16 protein-coding genes are annotated in these 15,050 nt (G+C 56.1%); 5 read left to right on the top strand and 11 right to left on the bottom strand.

Features of this window, described 5'->3' with window-relative positions; all coding sequences use genetic code 11:
• Nucleotides 1–259: 259 nt before the first annotated feature.
• Nucleotides 260–1,195 (top strand): TIGR01212 family radical SAM protein, encoded by a 936-nt coding sequence (locus ACQUTP_RS21375; protein WP_004206216.1) that lies wholly within the window; start codon nt 260–262, stop codon nt 1,193–1,195.
• 52 nt (nt 1,196–1,247) lie between these two features.
• On the opposite strand, the gene ACQUTP_RS21370 is transcribed toward ACQUTP_RS21375, so the two are convergent.
• The gene (locus tag ACQUTP_RS21370) at nt 1,248–2,531 is read right to left on the bottom strand and encodes an MFS transporter (RefSeq protein WP_004206215.1); all 1,284 of its coding nucleotides are present in this window, start codon (nt 2,529–2,531) and stop codon (nt 1,248–1,250) included.
• Between the two features lie 76 nt (nt 2,532–2,607).
• Entirely contained in the window at nt 2,608–3,624 is a 1,017-nt protein-coding gene (locus tag ACQUTP_RS21365) for a Zn-dependent oxidoreductase (protein WP_108433410.1), read from the bottom strand.
• 297 nt (nt 3,625–3,921) lie between these two features.
• On the opposite strand from ACQUTP_RS21365, the gene uxuA reads away from it, so the two are divergent.
• From uxuA to mtgA, 4 genes are all read left to right on the top strand, one after another.
• Nucleotides 3,922–4,986, top strand: coding sequence for a mannonate dehydratase (uxuA, locus tag ACQUTP_RS21360; protein ID WP_025999212.1), 1,065 nt, complete (start codon nt 3,922–3,924; stop codon nt 4,984–4,986).
• A 148-nt stretch (nt 4,987–5,134) separates the two neighbouring features.
• Nucleotides 5,135–7,474 carry an aerobic respiration two-component sensor histidine kinase ArcB gene (gene arcB / locus ACQUTP_RS21355; RefSeq protein WP_017899921.1) on the top strand — a complete coding sequence of 780 codons (2,340 nt, stop codon included), beginning with the start codon at nt 5,135–5,137 and terminating at the stop codon, nt 7,472–7,474.
• 233 nt (nt 7,475–7,707) lie between these two features.
• The gene (gene elbB / locus ACQUTP_RS21350) at nt 7,708–8,361 is read left to right on the top strand and encodes an isoprenoid biosynthesis glyoxalase ElbB (protein ID WP_004206211.1); all 654 of its coding nucleotides are present in this window, start codon (nt 7,708–7,710) and stop codon (nt 8,359–8,361) included.
• Nucleotides 8,358–9,083 carry a monofunctional biosynthetic peptidoglycan transglycosylase gene (gene mtgA, locus ACQUTP_RS21345; protein WP_017899919.1) on the top strand — a complete coding sequence of 242 codons (726 nt, stop codon included), beginning with the start codon at nt 8,358–8,360 and terminating at the stop codon, nt 9,081–9,083. Before elbB ends, mtgA begins: the two co-directional genes overlap by 4 nt.
• A gap of 62 nt (nt 9,084–9,145) precedes the next feature.
• Here mtgA and npr read toward each other — a convergent pair whose 3' ends face one another.
• From npr to kdsC, 9 genes are all read right to left on the bottom strand, one after another.
• Nucleotides 9,146–9,418, bottom strand: a complete 273-nt coding sequence (gene npr / locus ACQUTP_RS21340; protein ID WP_002918431.1) for a PTS phosphocarrier protein NPr — start codon at nt 9,416–9,418, stop codon at nt 9,146–9,148.
• A complete protein-coding gene (gene rapZ / locus ACQUTP_RS21335; RefSeq protein ID WP_004206208.1) occupies nt 9,415–10,269 on the bottom strand; it encodes an RNase adapter RapZ in 855 nt (284 codons plus the stop codon). Before rapZ ends, npr begins: the two co-directional genes overlap by 4 nt.
• 45 nt (nt 10,270–10,314) lie before the next feature.
• Nucleotides 10,315–10,803: a PTS IIA-like nitrogen regulatory protein PtsN gene (gene ptsN / locus ACQUTP_RS21330; RefSeq protein ID WP_004144926.1), complete on the bottom strand. Its 489-nt coding sequence runs from the start codon at nt 10,801–10,803 to the stop codon at nt 10,315–10,317.
• A 70-nt stretch (nt 10,804–10,873) separates the two neighbouring features.
• On the bottom strand, nt 10,874–11,161 hold the full coding sequence (hpf, locus tag ACQUTP_RS21325) for a ribosome hibernation promoting factor (protein ID WP_004206206.1): 288 nt from the start codon (nt 11,159–11,161) through the stop codon (nt 10,874–10,876).
• A 22-nt stretch (nt 11,162–11,183) separates the two neighbouring features.
• Nucleotides 11,184–12,617 (bottom strand): RNA polymerase factor sigma-54, encoded by a 1,434-nt coding sequence (gene rpoN, locus ACQUTP_RS21320; RefSeq protein ID WP_032456660.1) that lies wholly within the window; start codon nt 12,615–12,617, stop codon nt 11,184–11,186.
• Nucleotides 12,618–12,664: 47 nt separating this feature from the next.
• Complete coding sequence (gene lptB / locus ACQUTP_RS21315) at nt 12,665–13,390, bottom strand: LPS export ABC transporter ATP-binding protein (RefSeq protein WP_004206203.1); 726 nt, start codon at nt 13,388–13,390, stop codon at nt 12,665–12,667.
• A 6-nt stretch (nt 13,391–13,396) separates the two neighbouring features.
• Nucleotides 13,397–13,942, bottom strand: coding sequence for a lipopolysaccharide ABC transporter substrate-binding protein LptA (gene lptA / locus ACQUTP_RS21310; RefSeq protein WP_002918415.1), 546 nt, complete (start codon nt 13,940–13,942; stop codon nt 13,397–13,399).
• Nucleotides 13,911–14,486, bottom strand: a complete 576-nt coding sequence (gene lptC, locus ACQUTP_RS21305) for an LPS export ABC transporter periplasmic protein LptC (protein ID WP_069135628.1) — start codon at nt 14,484–14,486, stop codon at nt 13,911–13,913. The genes lptA and lptC overlap by 32 nt, the downstream gene beginning before the upstream one ends.
• Nucleotides 14,483–15,049, bottom strand: a complete 567-nt coding sequence (gene kdsC, locus ACQUTP_RS21300; RefSeq protein ID WP_017899917.1) for a 3-deoxy-manno-octulosonate-8-phosphatase KdsC — start codon at nt 15,047–15,049, stop codon at nt 14,483–14,485. Before kdsC ends, lptC begins: the two co-directional genes overlap by 4 nt.
• Between the last annotated feature and the right edge of the window lies 1 nt (nt 15,050).

Raw genomic sequence — 15,050 nt, 5'->3', positions numbered from 1 at the left:
ATTTCATTATTAGCACATTTGACTGCTGTAAATGTGTGTGATGGACATTAATACTGTTTTTTACCATAAAGCAGATTAGGGCCGCGCGATGATGAAATATAAGGAAAACTCATTACCCTGCGTGTGAATGAAATTGCAGTAATCATGATTGTTTATGCAATGGGATGATTCGCCGCGCTGACGATTGATCCAGGTCATCGCCGTCGGTGACGAAAAGTGGCAGGCTTGGCCCCCTTTGTTGAGGCCGGTCTATCAGATTATGCAGTTACAGAAATTAGTCAATATGTTTGGTGGGGATCTTCTGCGCCGCTATGGCGAAAAGGTCCATAAGCTAACGCTGCACGGCGGTTTTAGCTGCCCGAACCGCGACGGCACGCTGGGCCGTGGCGGTTGCACATTCTGTAACGTGGCCTCGTTTGCGGATGAAGCGCAGCAGCATCGATCCATCGCCGAACAGCTCGCCCATCAGGCGCAGCTTGTTAACCGGGCAAAGCGTTATCTGGCCTACTTTCAGGCCTATACCAGCACCTTTGCTGAAGTGCAGGTGCTCCGCTCGATGTATCGTCAGGCCGTCAGCGAGGCGAATATCGTTGGCCTCTGCGTTGGCACCCGCCCGGACTGCGTGCCGGAGGCGGTTCTCGACCTGCTCAGTGAATACCACCAGCAGGGGTATGAGGTTTGGCTGGAGCTGGGGCTGCAGACCGCCCATGATAAGACCCTGCATCGCATTAACCGCGGGCATGATTTCGCCTGTTACCAGCGCACCGCGCGTCTGGCGCGTGAGCGCGGACTGAAGGTATGCGCGCATCTGATCGTCGGCCTGCCCGGGGAGAGCCAGGAGCATGGCCTCGAGACGGTGGAGCGGGTCGTGACCACCGGCGTGGATGGGATAAAGCTGCATCCGCTGCATATTGTGAAAGGCAGCATTATGGCAAAAGCATGGCAGGCCGGTCGTCTCGATGGCATCGAACTGGAGGCGTATACCGTCACCGCCGGGGAGATGATCCGCCATACCCCGCCGGAGGTAATCTACCATCGCATATCGGCCAGCGCCCGTCGGCCGACGCTGCTCGCGCCGCTGTGGTGCGAAAATCGCTGGACCGGAATGGTTGAACTGGATCGCTATCTGAATGAGCAGGGCGCTCAGGGTTCGGCGCTGGGCCGCAGCTGGGTCGCGCCCCAGTCGGCGAAATAGTCTAAGAGGATGCCCGGCGTGATGGCTGCGCCGGGCATGGCTTTCCTGTCAACTAAGCCTGACTGGCTTTCATCGTCACACGCGGCGTTTTGATCACGAACAGCACCAGCAGGGCGCCGAGCGCGGCGATAGTGCCGGCGAGGACAAAGGCGCTGTCGAATTTACCGGTAGACTGCACGATATAGCCGGTGACAATCGGTCCCACGATGCCGGAGACGCTGCCGATAAGGTGGATAAAGCCGCTGGTGCCGCCAACGCGGGATTTATGCACCACGTCCTGGATAATCGCCCAGTAGATCGCTCCGGTGACATAGAGGAAAAAGATGGAGACCGACATCAGCAGAACGGCAGGAACGACGCTGCTGACGGTACCGGCAAGCCCCACACAGATGGCGGCCATCAGCAGACATACCACCAGCACAATTTTGCGTGACAGCAGCAGGCGTCCGGTGAGTTTAAAAATTTTATCGGAAATATAGCCCCCCAGCGCCAGACCGACAAAGCCGACTATCCATGGGATCATGGTGGTGAGGCTCATCTGTTTAATATCGAGATGGTGCTGCTGAACCAGATAGGACGGAAACCAGCTGAGAAAGAAAAACAGAATATAGTTGTAGCAAAAGAAGGCAAAGGCCGTCACCAGTATAATAGGTTGTTTGAGATAATAACCCAGCGAGTGGGCGGTTTGATTTTCAGTTGATTCCAGCGCAGACTCCTCTTGCTTCATATTATTAATGAGCATGAGCTCTTCCCGGCTGACATGTTTATGTTTTTCCGGCGAGTTAGCGGCAATAAAAAACCACACTATCATCCACACAATGCCGATGGCGAAAATAATCATAAACGCCGGGCGCCAGCCGAATGCCAGGGCCAGATAACCGACGATGGGGCCGGCAACCGCGCCGCCCAGCGGAGAGCCGGCGCTGAGCAGCCCCACGGCGGTGGCCGCTTGCTTCTTGGGAAACCAGCCGTTGATCATCTTGTTCGCCGACGCGCAAATCGGGCCCTCAGCCATCCCGAAGAGGACTCGCAGCATCAGCATGGAATAAAAGCCGGTGGCAAAGGCAGTTAAGCCGCAAAACAGCGACCACATCCCCACCGCCAGCCCCAGGACTAGCGTTGCGCCAAACTTATCTACGGCCAGACCGCCAATAAAATTAAATACCGCATAGCCGAAGAAAAAACTGCCGAAAATAATACCAAATTGTTCAGCGTTTAGCGCCAGATCCTTTTCAATCATTGGTACCGTAATGGATAACGCCACCCGGTCCAGATAATTAATCATATATACTAAAAATAATAACAGGACGATAATCCAGCGGATATTTTTTCCCATGATGACACCATGATGATTATATTATTGAGCTCTGGCGCGACGGATATCAATATTCACGTCGCCCGTTATTTAGCATTTAACCCAGCTGCAGCAATACCTTGCAGCAAGTTTTCCGATCGTTGGCGAAAATCTCCATCGCCTCTTTTACCTGCTCCAGCGGCATGCAGTGGGTGATTAACGCCTCAGGCTGGATAAGGCCTTTCTCCATCCAGTCGATAACCAGCGGAAAACGCCCGCTGTTTAGCCGGGAGGAGAAAATGGAGATCTCTTTACTGGTGATGCTTTGCTGGGTCAGGGTGGACGGCTCGCCGGAGAAGCCGAGTATGCCGATGCGTGCGGCGGGAGAGGCGAGGAGAATGGCCTCCTGAAGGATCGCCGGATGGCAGGCGGCATCGATGATCAGCGTGGGGGCTATCTGCCGCTGCGCCAGCTGTTCCGCCAGCGGCTGGTGAGTGTTATCCAGCGTCAAATCGGCGCCGTTGTCCCGCGCCATCTGCAGACGTTCGGCAATGCGGTCCACTACGATCACCTGCTTAACGCCATACACCCCTTTCAGCGCCTGGATCGCCGTCAGACCCATCGGACCTGCGCCGTAGATCAAGGCGATATCCTGCACCGTGGGCTGCAGCTGGGCGGTAATGTTTGCCGCAATGGTAAAAGGCTCAACCATCGTCGCCTGACGATCGCTGATGGCCTCCGGAATGCGCCAGGCGTTTTTCGCCGGCACGCAGGCGTAGTCGCTGAATCCGCCGTCGCGGTGAACCCCGATGACCTGGAGCCGCGCACAGACATTCGGCCGCCCCACCGAGCAGGGATAACAATGGCCGCAGCTGACGACAGGGTCGACCGCGACGCGCTCGCCGATGCGTGCCGAAGAGACCTGCTCGCCGACGGCATCAATGATGCCGAAGAATTCATGGCCGATAACGCGGGGATATTTCGCGAAGGGGTTATGGCCTTGATAGATATGCACATCGGACCCGCAGATCCCGGCAAAGGCGATTTTCACCCGGACTTCGTGGGCGCCCGGAGCGGGAACCGGACGGGATTCGATGTTCAGTTGGCCTGGCTCTTTGACAACGACGCTTCTCATTTCTGTTCCTTCCCTTGTCTGTTTTCTGAACAAATAGCGTTATTTTTATTACCATACAAGTATGCAATTGATCATAAATAGCTCTGGATCACATTTGGCGAAGGTCGTCAGAAAAAGCCCGGGAATGATTAATCTATTGAAATAAATTGAGAAAAATTATGAATGCCGCGAAAGCGACCTTACCGACGAGCCGGTAAGCAGGAATGTGATCGTCATCACGACAGTTAAGGCTCAATCAATTATGATTACTGGTATGGTAGTAGGGTGAAATTAAACTATGTTGAGCAGGTGATGACGATGCAGATGACAATGCGCTGGTTTGGACCAGAGGAAGATAAGGTTTCATTAGAGCATATACGCCAGGTGCCCGGCGTGGAGGGAGTGGTCGGCGCGCTCTATGACGTCGCGGTCGGCGAGGTATGGCCGGAGGATAAAATTGAGCGTCTGGTCAGCCAGGCCCATGCCGCAGGCCTGAAAATGGAGGTGATAGAGAGCGTCAACATCCATGACGACATCAAAATCGGCCTCCCTTCCCGTGACCGCTATATTGCCAACTATCAGCAGACCATTCGCCACCTTGCCCGCTTCGGCGTCAAAGTCATCTGCTATAACTTCATGCCGGTGTTTGACTGGATGAAGACGGATATGAACTACGTCCTGCCGGATGGCTCGTTAACGATGGCTTTTGAGAAGAAAGATATCGATAAGCGGCTGGAAGACGTGGTGAAGGAGGTCCTGGAGAATTCAAACGGCTTCGCGTTGCCGGGCTGGGAGCCGGAACGGCTGGCGGAGGTGCAGACCCTGTTTGCCAAATATAGCGCGGTGGATGACCACAAGCTGCGGGAGAACCTGGTCTATTTTCTGCAGGCGGTGATCCCGGTTTGCGAAGAGGTGGGCGTGAAAATGGCGATCCATCCTGACGATCCGCCGTACTCGATATTTGGCCTGCCGCGGGTGGTCAAAAACCGCGACGATCTGGACTGGATCTGCCGGGCTGTCGATTCACCCGCCAACGGCATTACCCTCTGCACCGGCTCGATTGCCGAAGATCCGGATAACGACGTATACGCTATTCTGGCTGAGTTTACCCGCCGCAAGCGGATCCATTTTGCCCACGTCCGCAATATTAAACTGATGCAGGATAAAGACTTTTACGAGTGCGCCCATCCGTCAGAATACGGCTCCCTGGATATGTACAAGGTGATGCAAGCGTTGCACGATAACGGCTTCGACGGCTATATACGCCCGGATCATGGCCGCTTTATCTGGGGAGAGACCGGACGCCCGGGCTATGGTTTATACGATCGCGCACTCGGGGTGACCTACCTCAAAGGTCTCTGGGAGGCGCTAAGCAAGCGCTAGCCTCCTCCTGACCATGCCTCTTTTTAGCGGCTGGTTCGCCTTGGCGGCCAGCCGTCATATCGGCTCCTTCCCGCATTTTTTGCACAACTTACAGCGCATTGCTCAGAATTGAGTATTATTGTGCGGAGTTGTCGTGAAGGAATCCCCTATGAAGCAAATTCGTATGCTGGCGCAGTATTATGTCGACCTGATGATGAAGCTGGGTCTGGTCCGCTTTTCAATGCTGTTGGCTCTTGCGCTGGTGGTGCTGGCCATCGTGGTACAGATGGCGGTCACCATGGTGCTGCATGGCCAGGTTGAAAGCATCGACGTTATCCGCTCTATCTTCTTCGGTCTGCTCATCACCCCGTGGGCGGTCTACTTTCTCTCGGTGGTGGTGGAGCAACTCGAAGAGTCCCGCCAGCGTCTGTCGCGGCTGGTGGAGAAGCTGGAGGAGATGCGCGAGCGCGATCTGAAGCTGAATGTGCAGCTGAAAGACAATATCGCGCAGTTGAATCAGGAGATTGGCGAACGTGAAAAGGCGGAAGCCGAGCGTGAGACCACCCTTGAGCAGCTGAAGATCGAGATGAAAGAGCGTGAAGAGACGCAGATCCAGCTCGAACAGCAATCCTCCTTTTTGCGCTCTTTCCTCGACGCCTCCCCGGACCTGGTCTTTTACCGCAATGAGGATAAAGAGTTTTCCGGCTGTAACCGGGCGATGGAGCTGCTGACCGGCAAAAGCGAGAAACAGCTGATCCACCTCAAACCACAGGACGTCTATAGCGAAGAAGCAGCGGAAAAGGTGCTGGAAACCGATGAGAAGGTGTTCCGCCACAATGTATCGCTGACCTATGAGCAGTGGCTGGACTATCCCGATGGCCGTAAAGCGTGCTTCGAAATCCGCAAGGTCCCGTACTACGATCGCGTCGGTAAGCGTCGCGGCCTGATGGGCTTCGGGCGCGATATCACCGAACGAAAACGCTATCAGGACGCACTCGAACGCGCCAGCCGGGATAAAACCACCTTCATCTCCACCATCAGCCATGAGCTGCGTACCCCGCTGAACGGGATCGTCGGGCTGAGCCGAATTTTGCTGGATACCGAACTGACCAGCGAGCAGGAAAAATACCTGAAAACCATCCATGTCTCGGCGGTGACGCTGGGGAATATCTTCAATGATATTATCGACATGGATAAAATGGAGCGCCGTAAGGTACAGCTCGATAACCAGCCGGTGGACTTCACCAGCTTCCTTGCCGACCTTGAAAACCTTTCCGGTCTGCAGGCGCAGCAGAAGGGACTGCGCTTTGTGCTGGAGCCGAGCCTGCCGCTGCCGCACAAGGTGATCACCGACGGCACCCGCCTGCGGCAGATCCTGTGGAATCTTATCAGCAACGCCGTGAAATTTACCCCACAGGGCGGTGGGGTGAACGTCCGCGTGCGCTATGACGAAGGCGATATCCTGCACTTCGAAGTGGAAGACTCCGGGATTGGTATTCCTGAAGCGGAACAGGACAAAATATTCGCCATGTATTACCAGGTCAAAGACAGCCACGGCGGCAAACCAGCCACCGGCACCGGGATTGGCCTCGCCGTATCGCGCCGCCTGGCGCGCAATATGGGCGGCGATATCAGCGTCACCAGCCAGCCGGGTAAAGGAGCGACCTTTACGCTCACCGTCCATGCGCCTGCCATTGCGGAAGAAGTGGAAGATACCCTGGCGGAAGACGACATGCCATTACCGGCGCTCAACGTGCTGCTGGTAGAAGATATTGAGCTCAACGTCATCGTGGCGCGCTCGGTGCTGGAAAAGCTGGGCAACAGCGTGGATGTCGCGATGACCGGTAAAGCCGCGCTGGAGATGTTTGAGCCTGGCGAGTACGACCTGGTGCTGCTGGATATCCAGCTGCCGGATATGACGGGTCTGGATATCTCTCGTCAGCTAAAACAGAATTTTGCCGCGGATGAGCTGCCGCCGCTGGTAGCCCTGACCGCCAACGTGCTGAAGAATAAGAAAGAGTATCTTGATGCCGGCATGGACGATGTGCTGAGCAAGCCGCTATCGGTGCCGGCGCTGACGGCCATGATCAAAAAATTCTGGGATGCGCCGGAAGAGGAGGCGCAGGAAGCGCCGGCGGCCGATCTGCATAAAGCCGACGCGGTGCTGGATACCGATATGCTGGAGCAATACATCGAACTGGTGGGACCGAAGCTTATCAACGATGGTCTCGCGGTGTTTGAGAAGATGATGCCGGGCTATATGTCCGTCCTTGAGTCTAATCTCACCGCCCGCGATCAAAAAGGGATCGTCGAAGAGGGGCATAAGATCAAAGGGGCTGCGGGTTCTATTGGCCTGCGCCACATCCAGCAGCTGGGTCAGCAGATCCAGACGCCGGACCTGCCTGCCTGGTCTGATAATGTCGCTGAATGGGTTGAAGAGATGAAATCCGAGTGGCAAAACGACGTGGCGATTCTGAAGGCATGGGTGGCGAAGACCGGGAAAAAATGACCCCGGACAGACCGGGGTGCGCGAATACTGCGCCAACACCAGGGAACTGGTGGTTGAGCCAGTGTGATTTGAGTGATGTTGTTACGTGGCGCAACCTGAGAAGTGGATTGCTCGCTCATTAAGATAGCAAAGCTTAACTAATTTGTTACATGAATCAGTAAAATATGTGAAGCATAGCGAGTAAATCGACATTTTTGACTGGTTTCAGTGAGTTGCATGGAGGAGCGAAGGCGATGAAAAAAATTGGTGTGGTACTGAGCGGCTGCGGCGTGTACGACGGCAGTGAAATTCATGAGGCAGTGATTACCCTGCTGGCGATCGCGCGCAACGGCGCGCAGGCGGTCTGCTTTGCGCCCGATAAACCGCAGCGCGACGTCATCAACCATCTGACGGGTGAACCGTTGACGGAGCAGCGCAACGTGCTGGTGGAAGCGGCGCGCATCGCCCGCGGCGACATCCTGCCGCTGGCGCAAGCGCGTGAGGAGACGCTGGACGCGCTGATCGTCCCCGGCGGCTTCGGCGCGGCGAAAAACTTAAGCAGCTTCGCTGCCGAGGGCAGCAAATGCGAGGTGGACCACGATCTGCGGGCCCTGGCGCTGGCGATGCATCAGGCCGGCAAGCCGCTGGGCTTTATGTGCATCGCTCCGGCGCTGCTGCCGAAGATCTTTGCGTTTCCGCTGCGGATGACTATCGGGACCGATCTCGACACCGCCGATGTGGTGGAGGAGATGGGGGCGGAGCATGTGCCTTGCCCGGTCGACGACATCGTGGTGGATGAAGAGAATAAAGTGGTCACCACCCCGGCGTATATGCTGGCGGAGAATATTGTGCAAGCCGCCACTGGGATCGAAAAACTGGTCGCCCGCGTGCTGGCGCTGAGCGCATGAAGCTCCGCATTGCGCCCTTCGCGCTGCTCAAACGACTGGCGCTGCGTCTGCTGCTGATCGCCGCCGTCTTCTGGGGCGGGGGGATCGCGCTGTTTAGCGTGCTGCCGGTGCCCTTTTCGGCAGTCATGCTTGAGCGGCAGATAAGCGCCTGGCTGTCCGGCGATGTCCACTATCTGGCGCACTCCGACTGGGTCGCCATGGATAAGATCTCCCCGTGGATGGGGCTGGCGGTGATTGCCGCCGAAGATCAGAAGTTCCCGGAACACTGGGGGTTTGACGTCTCGGCAATCGAAAAGGCGCTGGCGCACAATGAGCGTCACGATACCCGCATCCGCGGCGCGTCAACGCTGTCGCAGCAGACGGCGAAAAACCTGTTTTTGTGGGATGGTCGTAGCTGGCTGCGCAAGGGGCTGGAGGCCGGATTGACCGTCGGCATGGAAACCGTGTGGAGTAAAAAGCGGATCCTGACCGTCTACCTGAATATTGCCGAGTTTGGCGAGGGGATTTTTGGTGTGGAAGCGGCCGCCCAGCGCTATTTTCATAAGCCCGCCAGCCAGTTGACGCCGGGGGAAGCGGCTCTGCTGGCCGCGGTGCTGCCAAACCCGATCCGCTATCGCGCCGACGCGCCTTCGGGCTATGTGCGCAACCGCCAGGCCTGGATCTTACGCCAGATGCGACAACTGGGTGGGGAAGGGTTCATGCGTGAGCATAAGCTCTATTAGCGGGTAAATCCGGCGCCGGGGCTGGTACCGTCGCCAGTCTCCGTCGCCGGGAAGCGTCACCTTTAGTCTTCGTCAAACCCGGCATTAAACAGGGCAATCACCGCGGCGAGGGCTTCCACTTCCTGCGGACCGCTGGCCTCCACCTCTATCTGCCGTCCTTTCGCCGAGTCCAGCATCAGCAGGGCAATGACGCTGTTGGCTTCCGCCTCCGTGCCTTCATCGTTGCGCAGCAACACCTCGGCATCGAAATTCTGCATCAGTTCGAACAGCTTCATCGCCGGGCGGGCGTGCATGCCCAGCTTATTGGTGATTTCAACGGTCTGCTTTACGGTCATGATTTACGTTTTTCCAGCGTCCGATGACGAGACTGCACGTTTTTGCCGCGCGAGCGGAAGTAGTCAGCCAGTTGTTCAGCAATATAAACCGAACGATGTTTACCGCCGGTGCAGCCAATGGCCACCGTCAGATAGCTGCGATTGTTGGTCTCCAGCATCGGTAACCATAGCTCAAGATAGCTCCGGGTCTGGTAAATAAAGTTGTGCACTTCGGTGTGCCGATCGAGGAAGGCGGCCACCGGCTTATCCAGACCGGTCATGGGACGCAGCTTCGGATCCCAGTGCGGGTTTGGCAGAAAGCGCACGTCAAAGACGTAATCGGCATCGATCGGGATACCGTGCTTAAAGCCGAAGGATTCGAAGACCATGGTCAGTTCGCGTTCTCGTTTACCCAGCAGCCGGGTGCGTAACATTTCCGCCAGCTCGTGAACCGACATCTCCGAGGTATCGACAATCAGATCGGCCCGCGAGCGCAGGGGCTCCAGCAGATCGCTCTCTTCATCGATGGCGCTTTCCAGCGACAAATTCTTGCTCGACAGCGGATGCAGACGACGGGTGTCGCTGTATCGACGGATCAGCGTGTTGCGATCGGCATCGAGAAACAGCAGCTGCGGCGAAAAGCACTCCGGCAGGTTTTTCATCGCCTGCTCGAAGATCTCCGGTGATTCCGGCATGTTCCGCACGTCGATGCTGACGGCCGCCGAAATATTGCGGTCAGCCAGCGACCGTGCCAGATCGGGCAGCAGCACGACCGGCAGGTTATCCACGCAGTAAAAGCCCATATCTTCCAGCGCTCGCAGAGCGACGGATTTACCCGAGCCCGAGCGGCCGCTGACGATCATCAGTACCATGTACCGTTTCTCCTCAGTACGATAAAGGATAAGGTGCGACTGCCGTTATGCGTCATCGCTGCTTCCTGCTTCGGTGATGATCTCATACAACTCTTCATCGCTCTGCGCCGCGCGCAGGCGACGACAAATCGCTTTGTCGGCCAGCCGTTTGGCCACCAGGGAGAGCGTATGCAGGTGGGTTTTTGTCTGATCGGCCGGCACCAGCAGCGCGAACAGCAGGTCGACAGGCTGATTGTCGATCGCGTCGAAGGCGATGGGGGTTTCCAGCTGGACAAAAACGCCGACAGCACGCAGCGTATCCTCTTCCAGTTTTCCGTGGGGAATGGCGATACCATTGCCAATCCCGGTACTGCCCATTTTTTCGCGGGTGAGGATCGCTTCGAACACCACCTGCGGCGGCAAACTTAACTGTTTGGCGGCCAGTTCGCTAATGATTTCCAGAGCACGCTTCTTACTCTGGCAGTGAACCTGGCTACGGGTACATTCCTGGTTCAGGACGTTGCTCAGTTGTAGAGCCGAATCGTTGTTCATCATAATTTCACCTGAGCGCCCCCGCGCCCGTCGCCGATGTTACCTGGCGGCTGACGCAGGGGGGCCCGGACAATTAGTGTTGTTTTAGTTTATCTTTATGCTTCGTTAACTGTCTTGCCAGCTTGTCGATAAGACCATCGACAGCTGCATACATATCCTGCCCTTCCGCACTGGCATGGATTTCGCCACCGTTGACATGCAGATTCGCGTCCGCAATTTGCGTCACTTTCTCTACTTTTAACACAATATAGACCTGATTGATCCGGTCGAAAAATTGTTCCAGCTTGCTGAACTTCGCCGTGACGAAGTCGCGCATCGCGGGAGTGATCTCGACGTTGTGTCCTGTAATGTTGAGCTGCATAGTGTCTTCCTTATCGGTTGTGTCAGACCAGTTGTTTACGCTGGTTTGACGGCGGGATGGATAAAGACTCTCTGTACTTCGCGACAGTGCGGCGCGCGACCATGATACCCTGCTCGGACAGCATGGAGGTGAGCTTACTGTCGCTCAACGGCTTCGCGGGATTTTCCGCGGCGATGAGTTTCTTCACCAGCGCGCGAATCGCCGTCGACGAGGCTTCGCCGCCGCCTTCGGTATTGACATGGCTGGAGAAGAAATACTTCAGTTCAAAAATACCGCGCGGACTGTGCAGATATTTTTGCGTGGTGACACGGGAAATCGTCGATTCATGCATCTCGACGGCCTGGGCGATATCGGCCAGCACCATCGGCTTCATATACTCTTCACCCTGTTCGAAAAAAGCCTGCTGTTGTTCTACGATGCAGCGGCTCACGCGCAGCAGGGTATCGTTGCGGCTTTCCAGACTTTTAATCAGCCAGCGGGCTTCCTGCAGATTGCTGCGAATGAACTGGCCGTCGGCGTCATTGCGGGCGCTGTTGCCCATTGCCGCATACTGCTGATTAATTTTCAGCCGTGGAATGCTGTCGGCGTTGAGCTCCACGGTCCAGCGGCCGCTGACCTTGCGCACCAGCACGTCTGGAATGACATATTCCGGTTCGCTGGTTTGAATGGACTGGCCGGGACGGGGATCCAGGGACTGGATCAGGTTCACCGCCTCTTTCAGCACCTCTTCTTTCAGCCGGGTCACCCGCATCAGGGTGCGGAAATCATGGTTGGCCAGAAGATCGAGATGATTGCTGATAATCAGCCGGGCCTCTTCCAGCCAAGGCGTCTCTTTGGCGAATTGCGAGAGCTGGATCAGCAGACAGTCGCGCAGATCTTTCGCCGCGACGCCAACCGGATCAAAACGCTGGATGCGCTTCAGGACGGCTTCCACTTCTTCGAGGCCGATCTCCTCATCGCCGATGCTGTCGACGATATCTTCAATCTGAACGGTGAGGTAGCCCGTATCGTCGACGGCGTCGACAATGGAGGTGGCGATGGCGCGGTCGGTATCGGTGAAGGGCGTCAGCTCGACCTGCCACATCAGGTAATCCTGCAGCGTCTGGGTGGTCTCGCCTTGATAAACGGGGAGTTCGTCGTCCTGGTAGTCCACGCCGTTGCCTGACGGCGTACCGGCGGTATAGATTTCATCCCAGCTGGCATCGAGAGGAAGCTCGTCGGGCATCTCTTTTTGCTCAAGTGCGTCGACGGTATCGAGAGACTCGCGGTCCTCCACCTCTTTCGCCTCTACCTCGTCGTGAAGATCGGTTTGCTCAAGCAACGGGTTACTTTCCAGCGCTTGCTGGAGCTCTTGCTGGAGTTCTAACGTGGACAACTGCAGCAAACGAATCGCCTGCTGCAGCTGCGGCGTCATGGCAAGCTGTTGGCTAAGCCTTAATTGCAAACCTTGCTTCATGTTCAGGGTAAATATCTCCGGCTAAAACGTCTGTAACCTCTACCCTATCAGAGTCTGAAGTCTTCCCCAAGATACACGCGCTTAACCTGCTCATCTTCGAGGATCTGCTGCGGTGTACCATGAGCGATAAGGTGTCCCTGACTGACAATATACGCGCGTTCGCAGACCGCGAGAGTCTCTCTGACGTTATGGTCGGTAATCAGTACGCCGAGGCCGCTGTCGCGCAAATGCTCAATGATGCGTTTGATGTCGATAACCGAGATCGGATCCACGCCGGCAAAGGGTTCATCCAGAAGAATAAATTTCGGGTTGGCCGCCAGCGCGCGGGCGATTTCGACGCGGCGGCGTTCACCACCGGAGAGCGCCTGACCGAGGCTGTCGCGCAGGTGCTCAATATGAAACTCTTCCATCAGCTCTTTGGCGCGATCTTCCCGCTGCTCGCTGCTCAAATCGTCACGGATCTGCAGGACCGCCATCAGGTTGTCATAAACGCTCAGGCGACGAAAAATCGAGGCTTCCTGCGGCAGATAGCCGATCCCCCGGCGCGCGCGCGCGTGCAGCGGCAGCAGGCTGATGTCTTCGTCATCAATGATAATATTGCCCGCGTCGCGCGGCACAATCCCGACCACCATATAGAAGGTGGTGGTTTTACCGGCGCCGTTGGGGCCAAGCAAGCCGACAATCTCCCCCGAGTTAACGGTGAGACTGACATCTTCCACCACGCGGCGGCCTTTATACGCTTTAGCGAGATTCTTCGCAGTTAAGGTTGCCATAACGGATTAGTTACTCTTCTTTTGCTGGTTGCCGCTTTTGTCCTGCAGCTCGGACGGCACCAGAACGGTGGTGACGCGTCGACCTTTGTCGCTGAAGGCCTGCATTTTTTGCTCTTTCACCAGATAGGTGATCTTGTCGCCCTTGATGTTGCTGTCGAGCTGTTCAAGGTACGCGTTGCCGGTCAGCACGACGTAATCGTTCTGCAGCTCATAGCGCATTTTCGACGCCCGGCCTTTTACCGGTTTGCCGTTATCCTGCATCTGGTAGAAGGTGGCCGGGTTACCGAAACCTTCGATCACCTCTTTGCCTTTTTCATTGCCCGGACGGGTGACCACCACTTTATCAGCGTTAATTTTGATCGTCCCCTGAGTCACGACCACGTTACCGGTGAAGGTGACGACATTGCCCTGCATATCCAGCGACTGCTGATCGGATTCGATATGGATCGGCTGATCGGTATCGCCCGTCTTGGCGAGGGCCGGCAGGCTGGCGGCCAGTAACGCGCCGGCGAGCGCAATCTTAAGGCTGAGTTTGTTTGTTCTGAATTTCATAAGAGGTTCTCACCTTTTCAATCAGCTCGGCATTTTTGCTGCGAAGGTTTCCACGCATTTTCAGGCCGCTGGAATTAAATGTGGTGCCGTATAACGTCACCATGTCATCAGAGGTAACGTCCTGCGTTACCAGATTTATCTGGGCGTTATCCGTCGTAATTTTGCGCAGTTGAGAGTCAGGCGCGAGCGCATTCACCTCAACGTGCCCGTAAAGATAGAGCATCCGGTCATTTGTCAGCTTCGCTTTATCTGCTCTGACTGACCAGGTCGGCACCTTATTGGTATCAAAGGTGGTCATCACCGGTTTGGTAAACCAGGAGACCTCCTGATCGGAAAAATACTCCACATGCTCGGCAATCAGCCGATAGCTCAGGGCGCCTTCCGGACTGTACACCACGGTGTCAGTGTGTTCGCTTTTATACGTCGGGTCGTTGGGATTGACCTCCTGCTGGGCCGCGTCGTCCGTATTCGCCAGATTCAGGCCGATGAGGATCAGCGCGAGCAGCGACAGTAAAATGATAACCCAACGTCTGGTTTTACTCATATTGATTGCCCTTTGGCCTCATCCAGCTTGCCCTGCGCCAATAGTAACAAATCGCAGACTTCGCGTACCGCGCCGCGTCCGCCATTAATCCGGGTGATGTAATCGGCGCGCGGCAGCAGCAGCGGATGCGCATCCGCGACGGCGACGCTAAGCCCCACTTCGGCCATCACCGGCCAGTCAATCAGATCGTCGCCGATGTAGGCGACTTCCTCTGGCCGCACGCCCAGTTTGTCAGTGAGATCGCGGAACGCCAGCAGCTTGTCCGACTGCCCCTGATACAAATGCGTGATGCCCAACGTCTGACAGCGATCTTCTACCAGTTTAGCTTTTCGTCCGGTAATAATCGCCACTTCAATGCCAGAGGTCAGCGCGCAGCGGATACCATAGCCATCGCGGACGTTGAACGCTTTCAGCTCCTCGCCGTGATTACCCATATAGATAAGCCCGTCGGATAATACACCGTCGACATCGAGGATCAGTAAACGGATCTTAGCCGCGCGATCGAGAAACGTCTGGCTTACCGGCCCATAGCAGGTCGCTAACGGAGCATCAGCATTATTCATT

Origin of the sequence: Klebsiella sp. 2-CIP_Kleb. (assembly GCF_050378715.1) — a bacterium.
Classification (GTDB): domain Bacteria; phylum Pseudomonadota; class Gammaproteobacteria; order Enterobacterales; family Enterobacteriaceae; genus Klebsiella; species Klebsiella quasipneumoniae.
The sequence above is the reverse complement of the archived record's forward strand: the minus strand, read 5'-3'. Positions and strand labels throughout refer to the sequence as shown.